At 69.2% G+C, this 15,074-nt stretch carries 14 protein-coding genes and 2 pseudogenes; 10 read left to right on the top strand and 6 right to left on the bottom strand.

Annotated features, from left to right (window positions below):
- Position 1 precedes the first annotated feature (1 nt).
- The gene (locus AB0H86_RS31825; RefSeq protein ID WP_362446661.1) at positions 2–634 is read right to left on the bottom strand and encodes an AIM24 family protein; all 633 of its coding nucleotides are present in this window, start codon (positions 632–634) and stop codon (positions 2–4) included.
- 212 nt (positions 635–846) lie between these two features.
- On the opposite strand from AB0H86_RS31825, the gene AB0H86_RS31830 reads away from it, so the two are divergent.
- Positions 847–1,197, top strand: coding sequence for a DUF3817 domain-containing protein (locus AB0H86_RS31830; RefSeq protein ID WP_362446538.1), 351 nt, complete (start codon positions 847–849; stop codon positions 1,195–1,197).
- Complete coding sequence (locus AB0H86_RS31835) at positions 1,194–1,487, top strand: MTH1187 family thiamine-binding protein (RefSeq protein WP_362446541.1); 294 nt, start codon at positions 1,194–1,196, stop codon at positions 1,485–1,487. The genes AB0H86_RS31830 and AB0H86_RS31835 overlap by 4 nt, the downstream gene beginning before the upstream one ends.
- Here the strand turns inward: AB0H86_RS31835 and AB0H86_RS31840 are convergent.
- A pseudogene (locus AB0H86_RS31840) lies at positions 1,444–1,641 on the bottom strand (hypothetical protein); the annotation flags it as partial. The gene AB0H86_RS31835 and the pseudogene AB0H86_RS31840 sit on opposite strands and share 44 nt — an antisense overlap.
- Position 1,642: 1 nt before the next feature.
- Between AB0H86_RS31840 and AB0H86_RS31845 the strand changes: the two are divergent.
- The 4 genes and pseudogenes from AB0H86_RS31845 to AB0H86_RS31860 all read left to right on the top strand — a co-directional run.
- Positions 1,643–2,038: pseudogene (locus tag AB0H86_RS31845) on the top strand (MFS transporter); the annotation flags it as partial.
- Between the two features lie 10 nt (positions 2,039–2,048).
- Positions 2,049–2,558 carry a MarR family transcriptional regulator gene (locus tag AB0H86_RS31850; protein WP_362446544.1) on the top strand — a complete coding sequence of 170 codons (510 nt, stop codon included), beginning with the start codon at positions 2,049–2,051 and terminating at the stop codon, positions 2,556–2,558.
- Between the two features lie 43 nt (positions 2,559–2,601).
- A complete protein-coding gene (locus AB0H86_RS31855; protein ID WP_362446547.1) occupies positions 2,602–2,940 on the top strand; it encodes a DUF3817 domain-containing protein in 339 nt (112 codons plus the stop codon).
- Positions 2,941–3,015: 75 nt separating this feature from the next.
- Positions 3,016–4,752 carry a methylmalonyl-CoA mutase family protein gene (locus AB0H86_RS31860; protein ID WP_362446550.1) on the top strand — a complete coding sequence of 579 codons (1,737 nt, stop codon included), beginning with the start codon at positions 3,016–3,018 and terminating at the stop codon, positions 4,750–4,752.
- On the opposite strand, the gene AB0H86_RS31865 is transcribed toward AB0H86_RS31860, so the two are convergent.
- Positions 4,728–5,435 (bottom strand): TetR/AcrR family transcriptional regulator, encoded by a 708-nt coding sequence (locus AB0H86_RS31865; protein ID WP_362446553.1) that lies wholly within the window; start codon positions 5,433–5,435, stop codon positions 4,728–4,730. The two genes, AB0H86_RS31860 and AB0H86_RS31865, sit on opposite strands and share 25 nt — an antisense overlap.
- A gap of 203 nt (positions 5,436–5,638) precedes the next feature.
- Here AB0H86_RS31865 and AB0H86_RS31870 point away from each other — a divergent pair, with 203 nt between their 5' ends.
- From AB0H86_RS31870 to AB0H86_RS31885, 4 genes are all read left to right on the top strand, one after another.
- On the top strand, positions 5,639–6,619 hold the full coding sequence (locus tag AB0H86_RS31870; RefSeq protein WP_362446556.1) for a tetratricopeptide repeat protein: 981 nt from the start codon (positions 5,639–5,641) through the stop codon (positions 6,617–6,619).
- Between the two features lie 652 nt (positions 6,620–7,271).
- The gene (locus tag AB0H86_RS31875) at positions 7,272–7,904 is read left to right on the top strand and encodes a DUF6230 family protein (RefSeq protein ID WP_362446559.1); all 633 of its coding nucleotides are present in this window, start codon (positions 7,272–7,274) and stop codon (positions 7,902–7,904) included.
- 103 nt (positions 7,905–8,007) lie between these two features.
- Positions 8,008–8,619, top strand: coding sequence for a DUF6114 domain-containing protein (locus AB0H86_RS31880; protein ID WP_362446562.1), 612 nt, complete (start codon positions 8,008–8,010; stop codon positions 8,617–8,619).
- Positions 8,609–9,961 carry a hypothetical protein gene (locus AB0H86_RS31885; RefSeq protein WP_362446565.1) on the top strand — a complete coding sequence of 451 codons (1,353 nt, stop codon included), beginning with the start codon at positions 8,609–8,611 and terminating at the stop codon, positions 9,959–9,961. The genes AB0H86_RS31880 and AB0H86_RS31885 overlap by 11 nt, the downstream gene beginning before the upstream one ends.
- Before the next feature lie 107 nt (positions 9,962–10,068).
- Here the strand turns inward: AB0H86_RS31885 and pyk are convergent, their stop codons facing one another.
- The 3 genes from pyk to pta all read right to left on the bottom strand — a co-directional run bounded on the left by pyk (position 10,069) and on the right by pta (position 14,916).
- Positions 10,069–11,493, bottom strand: a complete 1,425-nt coding sequence (pyk, locus tag AB0H86_RS31890; protein WP_362446568.1) for a pyruvate kinase — start codon at positions 11,491–11,493, stop codon at positions 10,069–10,071.
- A gap of 130 nt (positions 11,494–11,623) precedes the next feature.
- The gene (locus AB0H86_RS31895; RefSeq protein WP_362446571.1) at positions 11,624–12,829 is read right to left on the bottom strand and encodes an acetate kinase; all 1,206 of its coding nucleotides are present in this window, start codon (positions 12,827–12,829) and stop codon (positions 11,624–11,626) included.
- Positions 12,826–14,916: a phosphate acetyltransferase gene (gene pta, locus AB0H86_RS31900; protein WP_362446574.1), complete on the bottom strand. Its 2,091-nt coding sequence runs from the start codon at positions 14,914–14,916 to the stop codon at positions 12,826–12,828. The genes AB0H86_RS31895 and pta overlap by 4 nt, the downstream gene beginning before the upstream one ends.
- Between the last annotated feature and the right edge of the window lie 158 nt (positions 14,917–15,074).

The following is a 15,074-nucleotide window of genomic DNA, read 5'->3' on the forward strand; positions in this document are numbered from 1 at the left end:
GTCACACCTCCCCCGCGATCGTGTTCCGCTCGCTCGGCTGGACGTACACCAGGCCGTCCCCCTCGAAGCGGATCTGGAAGGCCTCGCCGCCACCCTCGCCCATGAACGTGCGGAACGTCACGCCGGACTGGAACGACTGCCGCAGGTCGCCCTGGTGCGCGATGTACGCCCCCGGGTCGACGGTCAGCGGATACTGCCCGCTCACCCGGAGCACGACCGCGGGCCCGTCCGACATGATCGCGGCCTGGCCGTGGCCCTCGACCGTCGTCGTGAACAGTCCGTTGCCCTGGGTGGCCCCGCGCATGCCCGTGAACGACGTGCCGGTCCTCAGGCCCGAGTCGGTCGCGAGCAGATTGCTCGACTCCACGTACAGCTTGTCGCCCTGGAGCGCGACGAGGTTGATCTCCGAGGCCCGGTCCGCGAACCAGCACGTCCCATGCCCCTTCACCTCCATGAGTGTCATCTGCTCGCCGGTGATCCGCCGGGTCACCATCCCCCGCAGGCCCTCACCGCCGCCGCTGAGTTTCTTGAAGTCCATCTGCCCGTCGTACGCGACCATCGAGCCGTTCTTCGCCTTCACGGCGTCCCCGGTCATGTCGACGGCGAGCACTTTGCTGCCTTGAAGTCGGAACATCGCCACGCAGCGAAGGTAGCGGCCGGAAGGCTCCTCCGACAGGTCCTTCGGGTGGAGTGGACCCTGATCGCAACCCTGGACATCCTCCCTCGGGCCGCCGGAACGGGCCTTCCACCCCCGGCACGGTGACCGCTCGGACGTTTGCCACAATGGGCGGGCATTTGTGCCCGCATTCACAAGCCGTCCGACGTCTCTCCCACCGAAGGTGACCCGTGGACATCAAGACCGCCAGCGCCCTCCGCCGACTCCGCCTGGTCTCGGCCCCCGAGGCGATCTCCTTCCTGCTCCTCCTTGTCTGCTCGGTGCTGAAGCGGACCACCGACTTCAACGCGGTCCCCGTGATGGGGATGGTCCACGGCGTCCTCTTCATCCTGTACGTGATCTTCTGGGCGGACGCCTGGAACCGCGCCAAGTGGCCCCTGAAGACCGGCGCCCTCTACTTCGTCCTCTCCGTGCTGCCCACCGGCGGCTTCTTCGCCGAGCGCAAGCTGCGCCGCGAGGCCGAGGACGCGGTCATCGCCTCCCGCGCCCGCCAGGCGAAGGACGGGGCCGTGAACGCATGATCGTCGCCTTCTCCGTGACACCGCTGGGCGTCGGCGAGGACGTCGGGGAGTACGTCGCCGACGCGGTCCGCATCGTCCGCGAATCCGGCCTGCCCAACCGGACCGACGCGATGTTCACGTCGATCGAGGGCGAGTGGGACGAGGTCATGGACGTCGTCAAGCGTGCCGTCGCCGCCGTGGAGGCACGGGCGCCGCGCGTGTCGCTGGTCCTCAAGGCCGACATCCGCCCCGGCGTGACGGACGGCCTCACCTCGAAGGTGGACACGGTCGAGCGTCACCTGTCCGCGTAGCGCGCAGTACGAGGGGCGACGCCGTCGGAGCCACGGCGGCGGGCTCCAGTACCGTCAGGGCCCCCAGCGGTGTCCGCTCGTACAGCACCTGATGGCCGTACCGCCTGGACACCAGCAGGCCGGCGTCCCGCAGGGCTGTCAGATGCGCGGACACGACGCCCGCCTCCCGGTCCCGGATCGTGCTGCCGCTCGCGGTCGGCGGGCTGCTGCCGCTGCTGGTCTACCCGTTGGCCCCGGGCCTCGGCTGGATCCTGTCGGCGCTGGTGGTCACCGGGCTGAGCGGGGCGTACACCCTGGGCCTGGACCGCTGGTTCGTGGACGCCGTGCCCGAGGAACTGCGCGGTCGGGCGATGACCGTGCACACCGCGGGGCTGATGACGATCCAGGGGGTCGGTATGGCGCTCGCCGGTGTCGCGGCCGAGTTCTGGACGGTCCGGACCGTGGTCGGCGGAGTCGGGGTGCTCGGTACGGTCTGCTGCGCGTTGTTGGCCCTGGAAGTACGGCGGACCGAAGGGCGAGACGGGGCTGACCACCATGTGACCGGCCGGTAGGGTCGGGGTCGTGCCGAAGCCGCTCAGCCTTCCCTTCGATCCCATCGCCCGTGCCGACGAACTCTGGAAACGGCGCTGGGGAAACGTGCCGTCCATGGCGGCGATCACCTCGATCATGCGGGCACAGCAGATTCTGCTCGCCGAGGTCGACGCGGTCGTCAAGCCGTACGGACTGACGTTCGCGCGGTACGAGGCGCTGGTGCTGCTCACCTTCTCCAAGGCCGGTGAGCTGCCGATGTCGAAGATCGGTGAGCGGCTCATGGTGCACCCCACGTCGGTGACGAACACCGTCGACCGCCTGGTGCGGTCGGGTCTGGTGGCCAGGCGCCCCAACCCCAACGACGGGCGCGGCACGCTCGCCACCATCACCGACAAGGGCCGCGAGGTCGTGGACGCGGCCACCCGCGACCTGATGGCGATGGACTTCGGGCTCGGGGTGTACGACGCGGAGGAGTGCGCCGAGATCTTCGCGATGCTCCGGCCGCTGCGGGTGTCCGCGCACGACTTCGACGAGGACTGACCCGGGGCAAGATCTCCCGGAGTGCGTGGTTACGCTCGTACGCATGAAAAAGAGCGTGCTGACCCGCTATCGCGTCATGGCCTACGTCACCGGTGTGCTGCTGGTCCTGCTGACCCTCGGCGTGATCGCCAAGTACCTGCTCGACCTGGACGGCGCCGACGGCTTCACCCGTGTCGTGGGCATCGCGCACGGCTGGCTGTACGTCGTCTACCTGGTCTTCGCGTTCGATCTGGGCTCGAAGGCGAAGTGGCCGGTCGCCAAGCAGCTGTGGGTGCTGCTGGCCGGGACCATCCCCACGGCCGCCTTCTTCGTGGAGCGCAAGGTCACCCGCGAGCTGGAGACGAAGATCGCCGACGACGCTCCGGTGACCGCCAAGGCGTAGACCGCACCGCCGTACGACACGCGTACGGCGGTCAGCCGTCGACATTTACTAGGACGCCCTAGTAAATTTGCGGGTATGGACGCTGCCGCCATCGAAGAAGGCCGCCGACGCTGGCAGGCCCGGTACGACGCCGCACGCGGGCGTGAGGCCGCCGGGGGTCCGGGGGCGAAGCCCCCGAAGGACTGGACACGCACCACGCTGTCCGGGGATCCCGTGGAGCCCGTGTACGGGCCACGGCCGGGGGACGCGTACGACGGCTTCGACCGGATCGGCTGGCCGGGGGAGTACCCCTTCACCCGCGGTCTGTACCCGAGCGGCTACCGGGGGCGCACCTGGACCATCCGGCAGTTCGCCGGGTTCGGCAACGCCGAGCAGACCAACGAGCGCTACAAGATGATCCTGGCCAACGGCGGTGGCGGGCTGTCGGTCGCCTTCGACATGCCGACCCTCATGGGGCGGGACTCCGACGATCCGCGCGCGAGGGGCGAGGTCGGACACTGCGGTGTCGCCATCGACTCGGCCGCCGACATGGAGGTCCTGTTCAAGGACATCCCGCTGGGTGACGTCACGACCTCGATGACGATCAGCGGCCCGGCCGTCCCGGTCTTCTGCATGTACCTCGTCGCCGCCGAACGGCAGGGCGTCGACCCTGGCGTCCTCAACGGCACGCTGCAGACGGACATCTTCAAGGAGTACATCGCCCAGAAGGAGTGGCTCTTCCAGCCCGAGCCGCACCTGCGCCTGATCGGCGACCTGATGGAGTACTGCGCGGCGGGCATCCCCGCCTACAAGCCGCTGTCCGTCTCCGGCTACCACATCCGCGAGGCCGGATCGACGGCCGCGCAGGAGCTGGCGTACACGCTGGCGGACGGCTTCGGATACGTGGAACTGGGGCTGAGCCGCGGGCTCGACGTCGATGTCTTCGCACCCGGGCTGTCCTTCTTCTTCGACGCGCACCTCGACTTCTTCGAGGAGATCGCCAAGTTCCGTGCGGCGCGCCGCATCTGGGCGCGGTGGATGCGGGACGTGTACGGGGCGCGGACCGACAAGGCGCAGTGGCTGCGCTTCCACACCCAGACCGCCGGTGTCTCGCTGACCGCGCAGCAGCCGTACAACAACGTGGTGCGTACGGCCGTGGAGGCGCTGGCCGCCGTGCTGGGCGGCACCAACTCGCTGCACACCAACGCCCTCGACGAGACCCTCGCGCTGCCGTCCCAGCAGGCGGCGGAGATCGCGCTGCGCACCCAGCAGGTGCTGATGGAGGAGACCGGGGTCGCCAACGTGGCCGACCCGCTGGGCGGTTCGTGGTTCGTCGAGCAGCTGACCGACCGGATCGAGGCGGACGCGGAGAGCGTCTTCGAGCAGATCAAGGAGCGGGGGCTGCGGGCCCACCCGGACGGACAGCACCCGATCGGGCCGGTCACCTCCGGGATCCTGCGCGGGATCGAGGACGGCTGGTTCACGGGCGAGATCGCCGAGTCCGCGTTCCAGTACCAACGGGCCCTGGAGAAGGGCGACAAGCGGGTCGTGGGGGTCAACGTCCACTATGGCTCCGTCACCGGCGACCTGGAGATCCTGCGGGTCAGTCACGAGGTGGAGCGGGAGCAGGTGCGCGCGCTGGGCGCCCGTAGGTCCGCGCGGGACGAGGCCGCTGTGCGGGCCGCGCTCGGCGCGATGCTCGCCGCCGCGCGGGACGGATCCAACATGATCGAGCCGATGCTGGACGCTGTACGGGCGGAGGCGACCCTCGGCGAGGTCTGCGGGGTGCTGCGGGACGAGTGGGGGGTCTACACGGAGCCGGCCGGGTTCTGAGACCCCTGAGACCCGTACGGGCCCCTGTACGGGCCCCTGTGCGGGCCCCCTGCCCCGTCCTGGCCGTCCGCCCCGGTCAGTCCCAGCAGCAGCACCCGGGTGAAGTCGCGGGCCCACTCCTCGTCCGCCGGTTCCGCGCTGACCAGGGTGCGGTGGACGACCGCGCCGGCGACCATGTCGAAGATCAGGTCGATCTTGCGGGTGGCCTCCTCCGGGGCGGGCTCGGGGGGGAGTTCGCCGCGTCGCTGGGCGCGGCAGCGGCCCGCCAGGACCAGGCGCTTCTGGCGGTCCACGATCGAGGCGCGGATGCGTTCACGCAGGGCGTCGTCGCGGGTCGACTCCGCGACCACCGCCATCAGGCCGTTCCTCGCCTCCGGTCGGTCCAGGATCGCCGCGAACTGCAGGACCACGCCCTCGATGTCGGCGGCGAGGCTGCCCCGGTCGGGGAGTTCCAGCTCGTCGAAGAGCTCCGCCACCGCGTCGACGACCAGCTCGTTCTTGCCGGACCAGCGGCGGTAGAGCGTCGTCTTCGCGACGCCGGCCCGGGTCGCCACATCACCCAGGGTGAGTTTGGACCAGCCGAGCTCCACCAGGGCCTCCCGGGTGGAGCTGAGGATCGCGGTGTCCGCGGCGGCGCTGCGGGGGCGTCCGGTGGCCCGCGGGGCGGGAGTGCGGCTCTGCATTCCTCGACCATAACCGTCGGTTCGTGTGAGGCCGTGAGGGAGATCACCGGGGTGGGGTGGCCCGAAGGCACCCCGTGCCATTACGCTACGACCCGTAGCGAAACCACTGGCGCGGGGTGGGGACCCCCCGCCGAACAGCACATGGCACGACCGGCTTTCGGAACGCTTTTCGCGCGGGCGGGGGAACGGGGGAGGATAGACGCATGCAGCCACGGAACATGTCCATGAGCGGAGTCGTCGACCTCGCCGCGGTGAAGGCGGCCCAGGAGGCCAAAGCGAAGGCGGAGCAGGCGCGCGCCGAAGCGGCCCGACAGGGCGGCGGGGTGGGCGGGCTCTCCCCGGCCGATCTCGTCATCGACGTCGATGAAGCAGGATTCGAGCAGGATGTCCTGCAACGGTCCGCCGAGGTGCCCGTCGTCATCGACTTCTGGGCCGAGTGGTGTCAGCCCTGCAAGCAGCTGAGCCCGGTCCTGGAGCGGCTCGCCGTCGAGTACAACGGGCGTTTCCTGCTCGCCAAGATCGATGTCGACGCCAATCAGATGCTGATGCAGCAGTTCGGGATCCAGGGGATCCCGGCGGTCTTCGCCGTCGTCGCCGGGCAGGCTCTGCCGCTCTTCCAGGGAGCCGCCGAGGAGGCGCAGATCCGGCAGACCCTGGACCAGTTGGTGGAGGTCGCCGAGCAGCGCTTCGGCCTGACCGGTCTGGTCGTCGACCCGGACGGTGAGCCGGCCGGCGCCGCCGAGTCGGCTCCCGAGGTGCCGGCCGGCCCGTACGACTCGCTCCTCGAAGCCGCCGTACGGGCCCTGGACGCCGGGGACTTCGGCGGCGCGGTCCAGGCGTACCGGAACGTACTGAGTGACGATCCGGCCAACTCCGAGGCCAAACTGGGCCTCGCGCAGGCCGAGTTGCTCCAGCGGGTGCAGGGCCTCGACCCGCAACAGGTGCGCAAGGAGGCGGCCGACGGGCCGGACGACGCGCAGGCGCAGATCGCCGCCGCCGACCTGGATCTGGTGGGCGGTCACGTGGAGGACGCCTTCGGGCGGCTCATCGACACCGTGCGCCGCACGGCGGGCGATGACCGGGACGCCGTACGGCGCCGACTGCTGGAGCTGTTCGAGGTGGTCGGTGCCGACGATCCGAGGGTGGCGGGGGCGCGCAGGGCGCTCGCGCGGGCGCTGTTCTGATCGGGGTTGGCGCCCCGGTTCTGACCAGTCTCTAAACGTCACAGCTTGTGATGCCCGAGTGAAAGATTGGCCGAGGGGTGGCAGTTGCGGCCGCACTTTACCAAATCTTGGTAAACGCGGCCGCTGTTACTTGCAGTAAGCCAATGGCGCGGATCTGTCGGTTTCTGTCCAGCGATCAATGGCTTTGTCCTGGCCCCTGTTGACACCCAGCGTCGCCGACCGAGACCAGTGGGTCGTTGTTCGGTTATACGGCCGTTACTAGCCAGTAATGAACCCCCTTGTGTCAGCGGCGAGAATGCACCACGATCGGCGACGCTCGGTCCATTCCCGTACCCCGACAGCCGGTTGGGTCGACGGGATTCCCTGGGTCCCCACCGAGCAGAGCCGACGGCAGTGACGTCGGCTCTAGGACAGGGGGGTCTTCGCCCATCCGGCGAAGCCTGTCCAGCAGGGTTGTGCGTGATGCGTGTTCAGGCGCGACCAGTGGTTGTCGCTCGGGGGTGATCGCCGGTGATTCGGGCGCGGTAAGTGTCTCCGAGTACAGGCGCTCCCCTTCCCGAGGACGTAGCACTTCTCCCATCCCTGCCCGGCTGAGCCGTCGAGTCGAAGGGGCAGCCAGGGCCAGGAGATGTACGTCCGAGAAGGAGGAAATATGGAGTCCCAGGTGCGTGGCGGGACGAGATGGAAGCGGTTCGCTGTGGTGATGGTGCCCAGCGTTGCCGCCACGGCGTGTATAGGTCTCGCCCTCGCGAACAACGCCCTCGCGGCGTCGTTCAGCGTGTCGGGGCAGTCGTTCAAGGTTACGGCCGACAAGCTCGTCGGCACGGGCTTCTCGCAGTACGGGGCCATTGACTCGGGGTACACCCTCGACGGCAAGAAGACGGCTCACCCCGTCGCGGTCTCGGCCTTCAAGCAGGCCTCGATCACGAACATGTGCCAGTCCGTGGTCACGCCCGACATCCCGCTGCTCGGATCGGTCAGCCTGATCCTGAAGGCGGGCGGCGGTGACACGCCGGTACAGGCCGACAACCTGTACATCGACGTCGAGGACCTGTCGGCTGATGCCACGTTCAAGAACATCGACATCGGTGTGGCGGGCAAGGACCTCAGCAAGGGTCCCGGCATCAAGAGCGGTGACACGGCCAACCCGTTCGGCTTCGCGCAGCAGGCCGAGTCGGCCACGCTGCTCGACGTGAAGCAGACGGCGTGGGCGACCACCGCCGGTACGTTCAAGCTCAGCGGCCTGAAGATGTCGCTGTCGAAGGGCGTCAAGGAGTGCTACTAGGCACTCGCTGATGGGCGGGGGAGCCAACGGCGCCCCCGCCCGTCCACTCTCCGCCCGCTGTAACCATTCACCACAGAAACGCCGTTCCAGGGAGCTGTTTTCCATGAGCGCCGAAACTCCTGCCGCGCCCGGCCACGATGAGCACTACCTCCGGGTCTTTCGGCGGAACTTCCGCGCCTGGCGGGGTAGTCGGCCGTTCTGGGCCGGCCTGTTCGTCACGCTTGCAGGCTTCCCCATCCTTTACTTCCCGTACGCGAACCTTCAGTTGGGTCACGTAACGCTGGCCATGGCCACCACCGCGGGTGCCGGCTCCCTGATCATCGGCGTGCTGCTCTTCGTCCTGGGTCTCAGCCTCTGGTTCCAGAAGCACGTACGCACGTTCGCGGGCGTCGCGGCGATCCTGCTGGGCCTGGTGTCCCTCCCGGTGTCCAACTTCGGCGGCTTCGTCATCGGCTTCCTCCTCGCCCTGGTCGGCGGAGCGATGGCCGTGTCGTGGGTACCGGGCGAGCCGCCCGAGTCGCAGCCGCCGGGGGCCCCCGCGAGCACGGGCGGTGCCCCCGAGGGCGCGGTCCCGGGTGTCGCGTTCACCAAGGACTCCGCGGTGACGGACCCCGACGCCGCGATCCTCAGGCCGGTGGACGGGCCGGGCGGGCCTAACGATCTGTCAGTAACGATCCCGGTCAACGGGGCTAACGGGAGGCACAGTGCCGGCTGACGAGGTGACCCACGGGGCTGACGTGGAGGCGTCCCGTGTGAGATCCGGGCCGCGCCACGCGGCACCCAAGAAGCCGCTGTTCACCAGGTTCCACGTGCCGGCAGGCAAGGCGATAGCCCTGGCGGCGATGCCGACGGCGGTCCTCATGGGAATGGGATTCACGCCGACCCTCGCGCTCGCCGACGACCAGCCGGCGTCCAAGAGCCTGACGGCCGACGAGTACAAGGACTGCCTCACGGCACTGGAGGACGGCTCCTCGCCGTCGGCCAGCCCGTCGCCGTCCACCTCGACGGGCGAGGACGACAAGGACACGTCCGCGGACGACTCGGACTCCTCGGACAAGGGCGACTCGGCGGAGCCGAACCCGTCCGCGTCCTCGGGCGGCACGGACTCCTCGGACGGCTCTTCGTCGGATTCAGGTTCCGACGACAAGGCCGACCCCACACCGTCCCCCTCGGCCTCCTCGAGCGAGGAGAGCGACTCGGCGTCCGACGCCGCGAGCCCCTCGCCCTCCGAGAGCGGTGGCCTGCTGGAGGACATCGGCGACGCGATCGGCGGGATCCTCACCGGCGGCACCAAGGCGACGGACAGCGCGAGCCCGACGCCGTCGGCCACCCCGTCCGCCTCGGCGAGCCCGGACGGCTCGGACGACGCCCCGGAGACCTCGGCGAGCACCGGCACGGGCACGTCCGACGCCCTCGAGGACGCCACCAAGAAGGTCACCGACACGGTGGGCGACACCGTGAAGGACACGACCGACGGCGCCTCCAAGACGGTCGAGGACACCACCGAGGCCGTCGAGAAGGCCGCCGAGGACGCCGCCGAGGGGGCCACCTCCTCGCCCAGCCCGTCCGCGAGTCCCGGCACGGACGCGGAGGACTGCCCGGTCGCCACGGACGATGTGGGCGACGTCGACAACGCCGTCCCGCTGCCCGACAACCCCTGGCAGCTGGAAGCCAGTTCGCTGCTCCTGAAGGGCGCGGACTACCAGGGCGTCGTCGAGGTCAGGACCGCCAATGGCAAGACCAAGAAGGTCCTGAAGTACGTGATCTCCGAAGGCACCGACATCGGTGACCTGCACCAGATTGTCAAGGAGAACGGCAGGACGTACCACGTGCAGGCGGGCAAGGGTACGACCTCCACGATCCGTGACGGCAAGACGATCATGTACACCGAGAGCATCTCCGGGAACCTGTTCGGTCTGATCCCGATCACCTTCGACCCGGAGAACCCGCCGCCGCTGAACATCCCGCTGATCTACTTCACCAACGCGAAGGTGACGCAGGCCGCCCAGTTCGGCGGGACCCTGCACGTACCGGGGATGCACCAGTTCAGCGAGTAAGCCCCCTGTATGCCCGCACAAGCCCGTTCGGGAGCCGCACACGCCTGAGGGCGCCCCCTTGTCACAGGGGGCGCCCTCAGCGCCGTACAAGAGCCTTTACCGTGCGCTCACTTGGTGCCACCGAGGTGGTGGACGCGCAGCATGTTGGTGGTGCCGGCGACGCCGGGGGGCGAGCCCGCGGTGATGATGCAGATGTCGCCCGGGTTGAAGCGGTTGAGCTTGGCGATCTCCTGGTCCACCAGGTCGACCATCTCGTCGGTGCTGTTCACGAACGGCACGACGTGCGACTCCACGCCCCAGCTGAGCGTCAGCTGGTTGCGGGTGGACTCGTCCGTGGTGAACGCGATGATCGGCTGGACCGCGCGGTAGCGCGAGAGGCGGCGGGCGGTGTCGCCGGACTGGGTGAAGGCCACCAGGCCCCGGCCACCGAGGAAGTCGGCGATCTCGCAGGCGGCGCGGGCCACCGAACCGCCCTGCGTGCGCGGCTTCTTGCCCGGGACCAGCGGCTGCAGGCCCTTGGACATCAGCTCCTGCTCGGCCGCGGCGACGATCTTCGACATCGTCTTCACGGTCTCGATCGGGTACGCGCCCACGCTCGACTCGGCGGACAGCATGACCGCGTCGGCGCCGTCCAGGATCGCGTTGGCCACGTCGGAGGCCTCGGCGCGGGTCGGACGGGAGTTGGTGATCATCGACTCCATCATCTGGGTCGCCACGATCACCGGCTTGGCGTTGCGCCGGCACAGCTCGATCAGGCGCTTCTGCACCATGGGGACCTTTTCGAGCGGGTACTCGACGGCCAGGTCGCCACGGGCGACCATCACGCCGTCGAAGGCCATCACGACGGCCTCCATGTTCTCCACCGCCTGCGGCTTCTCCACCTTGGCGATGACGGGGACCCGGCGGCCCTCCTCGTCCATGATCTTGTGCACGTCCGCGACGTCCGTGGCGTCCCGGACGAAGGACAGGGCGACCAGGTCACAGCCCATGCGCAGTGCGAAGCGCAGGTCATCGATGTCCTTCTCGGACAGCGCCGGGACGTTCACGGCCGCGCCGGGCAGGTTGATGCCCTTGTGGTCGGAGACGACGCCGCCCTCGATCACGATCGTCCTGACCTTGGGACCCACGACCTCGGTGACCTTGAGCTCGACGTTGCCGTCGTTGATCAGGATCTGGTCGCCCTTGCTCACGTCACCGGGCAGGCCCTTGTAGGTCGTCCCGCAGATCTGCTTGTCACCGGAGACGTCCTCGGTCGTGATGACGAACTCGTCACCGCGCTCCAGCTCGACCGGACCCTCGGCGAAGGTCTCCAGACGGATCTTCGGGCCCTGCAGGTCGGCGAGGACACCGATGGCCCGGCCGGACTCCTTGGCGGCGGCACGGACGCGGTCGTACCGCCCCTGGTGCTCGGTGTGTGAGCCGTGGCTGAAGTTGAAGCGGGCCACATTCATGCCGGCTTCGATCAGCGACACGAGTTGTTCATGGGAGTCGACCGCGGGGCCGAGAGTACAGACGATTTTCGAACGGCGCATGGGGCGATCCTATCGGTTTGTTTCGCTACGGAATATTCCGTCTGGTGGAAGATACAAATGTGCGGCTCTGTGCTCAGGCGTGTTACTGCCGTGTATTGCTCAGCCGGCCACGCGGCGGAGCCGCATATCGTTACCGCCCGACCAGTGCGTAGGTCTGTGTGGCGATCTCCAGTTCTTCGTCGGTCGGCACCACCGCGACGGCCACCCGCGCGTCCCCGGGCGAGATCAGCCGCGGCTCGTCACCGCGTACGGCGTTGAGCGCGCCGTCCACGGCCAGGCCCAGTCCCTCCAGGCCCGCCACCGCAGCTTCCCGCACCGCGCTCGCGTTCTCCCCGACTCCCGCTGTGAAGGCGACCGCATCCACGCGTCCGAGTACGGCGTAATAGGCGCCTATGTACTTCTTCAGCCGGTGAATGTAGATGTCGAAGGCCAGTCGGGCCTGTTCGTCACCCTCGTCGATCCGGCGGCGGATCTCCCGCATGTCGTTGTCCCCGCACAGACCGATCAATCCGCTCTTCTTGTTGAGAAGAGTGTCGATCTCGTCCGTGGACATTTTGCCAACGCGCATCAAATGGAAGATGACGGCCGGATCCATGTCTCCGGAGCGCGTACCCATCACCAGCCCCTCCAAAGGCGTCAGTCCCATGGAGGTGTCCACGCACTTCCCGCCCCGGACCGCCGAGGCGGACGCCCCGTTGCCGAGGTGCAGCACGATCACGTTGACGTCCTCTGGCGCCCTGCCCAGCAGCTTGGCCGTCGCCCGGGACACATACGCGTGGCTGGTCCCGTGGAAGCCGTAGCGCCGGATCCGGTGCTCGTCGGCGGTCTTCACGTCGATCGCGTAGCGGGCGGCCGACTCCGGCATCGTGGTGTGGAAGGCGGTGTCGAAGACGGCGACCTGGGGGAGGTCGGGCCGCAGGGCCCGGGCGGTGCGGATGCCGGTGAGGTTGGCCGGGTTGTGCAGGGGGGCCACCGGGATCAGCCGCTCGATCTCGGCGAGTACGGCCTCGTCGACGACCGTCGGCTCGGTGAAGGTCTTCCCGCCGTGCACCACCCGGTGCCCGATCGCGGCCAGCTCGGGGGAGTCGAGCCCCAGACCGTCCTTCGCCAGCTCTTCCGCGACCGCCTTCAGGGCCGCGTCGTGGTCGGCGATCGGCCCGGTCCACTCCCGGGACTCGCCGCCGCGGGCGAGGGGCGTGTGCTTGAGCCGGGAGGACTGCTCGCCGATCCGCTCGACGAGCCCCAGGGCCAGCCGGCTGCTGTCACTCATGTCGAGCAGCTGGTACTTCACCGACGAGGAGCCGGAGTTGAGGACGAGGACGCGGGACGGGCTCACTGGGCGGTTGCCTTCTCGTCGGGGTGCTGGGCCTGTATCGCCGTGATGGCGACGGTGTTCACGATGTCCGAGACGAGCGCGCCCCGGGACAGGTCGTTGACCGGCTTGAGCAGACCCTGCAGCACCGGCCCGACGGCGATCGCGCCGGCCGACCGCTGCACGGCCTTGTAGGTGTTGTTGCCGGTGTTGAGGTCCGGGAAGATCAACACGCTTGCCTGACCGGCGACTTCGGAGCCCGGCATCTTGGTCGCCGCGACCGACGGCTCCACGGCCGCGTCGTACTGGATCGGCCCCTCGATCCTCAGGTCGGGCCGCCGCGAGCGCACCAGCTCGGTCGCCTCGCGCACCTTGTCGACGTCGGCGCCCGAGCCGGAGGTACCCGTCGAGTACGACAGCATCGCGATCCGCGGCGCCACACCGAACTGCGCGGCGGTGGACGCCGACTGGACGGCGATGTCCGCCAGCTGCTCGGCGTTCGGGTCCGGGTTCACCGCGCAGTCGCCGTAGACCAGGACCTTGTCGGTCAGGCACATGAAGAAGACGGACGAGGCGATGTCCGCGTCCGGCTTTGTCTTGATGATCTCGAAGGCCGGCCGGATGGTGGCCGCCGTGGAGTGCACCGAGCCCGACACCATGCCGTCGGCGAGGCCCTCCTGGACCATCAGGGTGCCGAAGTAGTTCACGTCCGAGACGACGTCGTACGCCAGCTCCACCGTGACGCCCTTGTGGGCGCGCAGGGCCGCGTACTGCCCGGCGAAGGAGTCCCGCAGTTCGCTGGTGGCCGGGTCGATCAGCTGGGCGTCGCCCAGGTCGATACCGAGGTCGGCGGCCTTCTTGCGGATCTGGTCGACCGGGCCGAGGAGGGTGAGGTCGCACACCCCGCGGCGCAGCAGCACCTCGGCCGCGTGCAGGACGCGCGGCTCGGTGCCCTCGGGCAGCACGACGCGGCGCCGGTCCGAGCGGGCCTGCTCCAGGAGCTTGTGCTCGAACATCATCGGGGTGACACGGTCGCTGCTCGGCGCGGAGACGCGCCGGTTGAGGTCGGCGGTGTCGACGTACCGCTCGAAGAGGCCGAGCGCGGTCTCCGCCTTGCGCGGGGTGGCCGCGTTCAGCTTCCCCTCCAGGGAGAAGAGCTCGGCGGCGGTGGGGAAGCTGTTGCCGGCCACCGAGAGGACCGGCGTGCCGGGGGCCAGGCGGGCGGCGAGGGTGAGGATGTCGTCGCCCGGCACCTCGCCCAGGGTGAGCAGTACGCCGGCTATCGGCGGGGTGCCGGCACTGTGCGCGGCCAGCGAACCGACGACCAGGTCGGCGCGGTCGCCCGGGGTGACGACCAGGCAGCCCGGCGTCAGGGCGCCGAGGAAGTTCGGCAGCATCGCCCCGCCGAAGACGAAGTCCAGAGCGTCCCGGGAGAGCCCGGAGTCGTCGCCGAGGACGACCCTGGCGCCGAGGGCGTGCGCGATCTGGGCGACGGTCGGCGCGGAGAGGGCGGGTTCGTCGGGGAGGACGTGGCAGGGCACGGGGAGCCGGGAGTCGAGCTGCTCGGCGATCTTGTCCCGGTCGTCCCGGGCGACCCGGTTGGTGACCATGGCGAGGACGTCGCAGCCGAGGCCGTCGTAGGCGCGGTAGGCGTTGCGGGTCTCGGCGAGCACGGACTCGGCGGTCTGGCCCCGGCCGCCGACCACCGGGATCACCGAGGCGCCGAACTCGTTCGCCAGCCGGGCGTTGAGGGACAGCTCGTCCGGGAACTGGGTGTCGGCGTAGTCGGTGCCGAGGACCAGGACGACGTCGTAGTCGCGGGCGACCCGGTGGAAGCGGTCGACCAGGGTCGACACCAGCTCGTCGGCGCCGCGCTCGGCCTGGAGGGCGGACGCCTCGTGGTAGTCCATGCCGTAGACGGTGGCCGGGTCCTGGGACAGCCGGTACCGGGCGCGCAACAGCTCGAAAAGACGGTCGGGGCCGTCGTGGAGGAGGGGACGGAACACGCCCACCCGGTCGACCTGCCGGGTCAGGAGCTCCATGACCCCCAGCTCGACGACCTGGCGGCCGTCGCCGCGGTCGATGCCGGTCACGTACACGCTGCGGGTCACGCGTGCTCTCCGTTTCGTCGTCGTCTTCGTCTTCGCCGTAGTCTTCGCTGTCGTCTTCGTCTTGCTCAGGGGTACTCGTGGGCTCATAAAAATCGCCCACCGAGGTGAGCAGAACCCTCTTGACAATACCTCTCGCGATATATAAGGCGCCCGTCAGT

Origin of the sequence: Streptomyces sp. NPDC050997 (genome assembly GCF_040660135.1) — a bacterium.
GTDB lineage: Bacteria > Actinomycetota > Actinomycetes > Streptomycetales > Streptomycetaceae > Streptomyces.

Bases quoted from the DNA above. Each gene is read 5' to 3' on its own strand.
- AB0H86_RS31825 (WP_362446661.1), bottom strand. From the start codon at position 634: ATGTTCCGACTTCAAGGCAGCAAAGTGCTCGCCGTCGACATGACCGGG.
- AB0H86_RS31835 (WP_362446541.1), top strand. From the start codon at position 1,194: ATGATCGTCGCCTTCTCCGTGACACCGCTGGGCGTCGGCGAGGACGTC.
- AB0H86_RS31855 (WP_362446547.1), top strand. From the start codon at position 2,602: ATGAAAAAGAGCGTGCTGACCCGCTATCGCGTCATGGCCTACGTCACC.
- AB0H86_RS31860 (WP_362446550.1), top strand. From the start codon at position 3,016: ATGGACGCTGCCGCCATCGAAGAAGGCCGCCGACGCTGGCAGGCCCGG.
- AB0H86_RS31865 (WP_362446553.1), bottom strand. From the start codon at position 5,435: ATGCAGAGCCGCACTCCCGCCCCGCGGGCCACCGGACGCCCCCGCAGC.
- AB0H86_RS31870 (WP_362446556.1), top strand. From the start codon at position 5,639: ATGCAGCCACGGAACATGTCCATGAGCGGAGTCGTCGACCTCGCCGCG.
- AB0H86_RS31875 (WP_362446559.1), top strand. From the start codon at position 7,272: ATGGAGTCCCAGGTGCGTGGCGGGACGAGATGGAAGCGGTTCGCTGTG.
- AB0H86_RS31880 (WP_362446562.1), top strand. From the start codon at position 8,008: ATGAGCGCCGAAACTCCTGCCGCGCCCGGCCACGATGAGCACTACCTC.
- pyk (WP_362446568.1), bottom strand. From the start codon at position 11,493: ATGCGCCGTTCGAAAATCGTCTGTACTCTCGGCCCCGCGGTCGACTCC.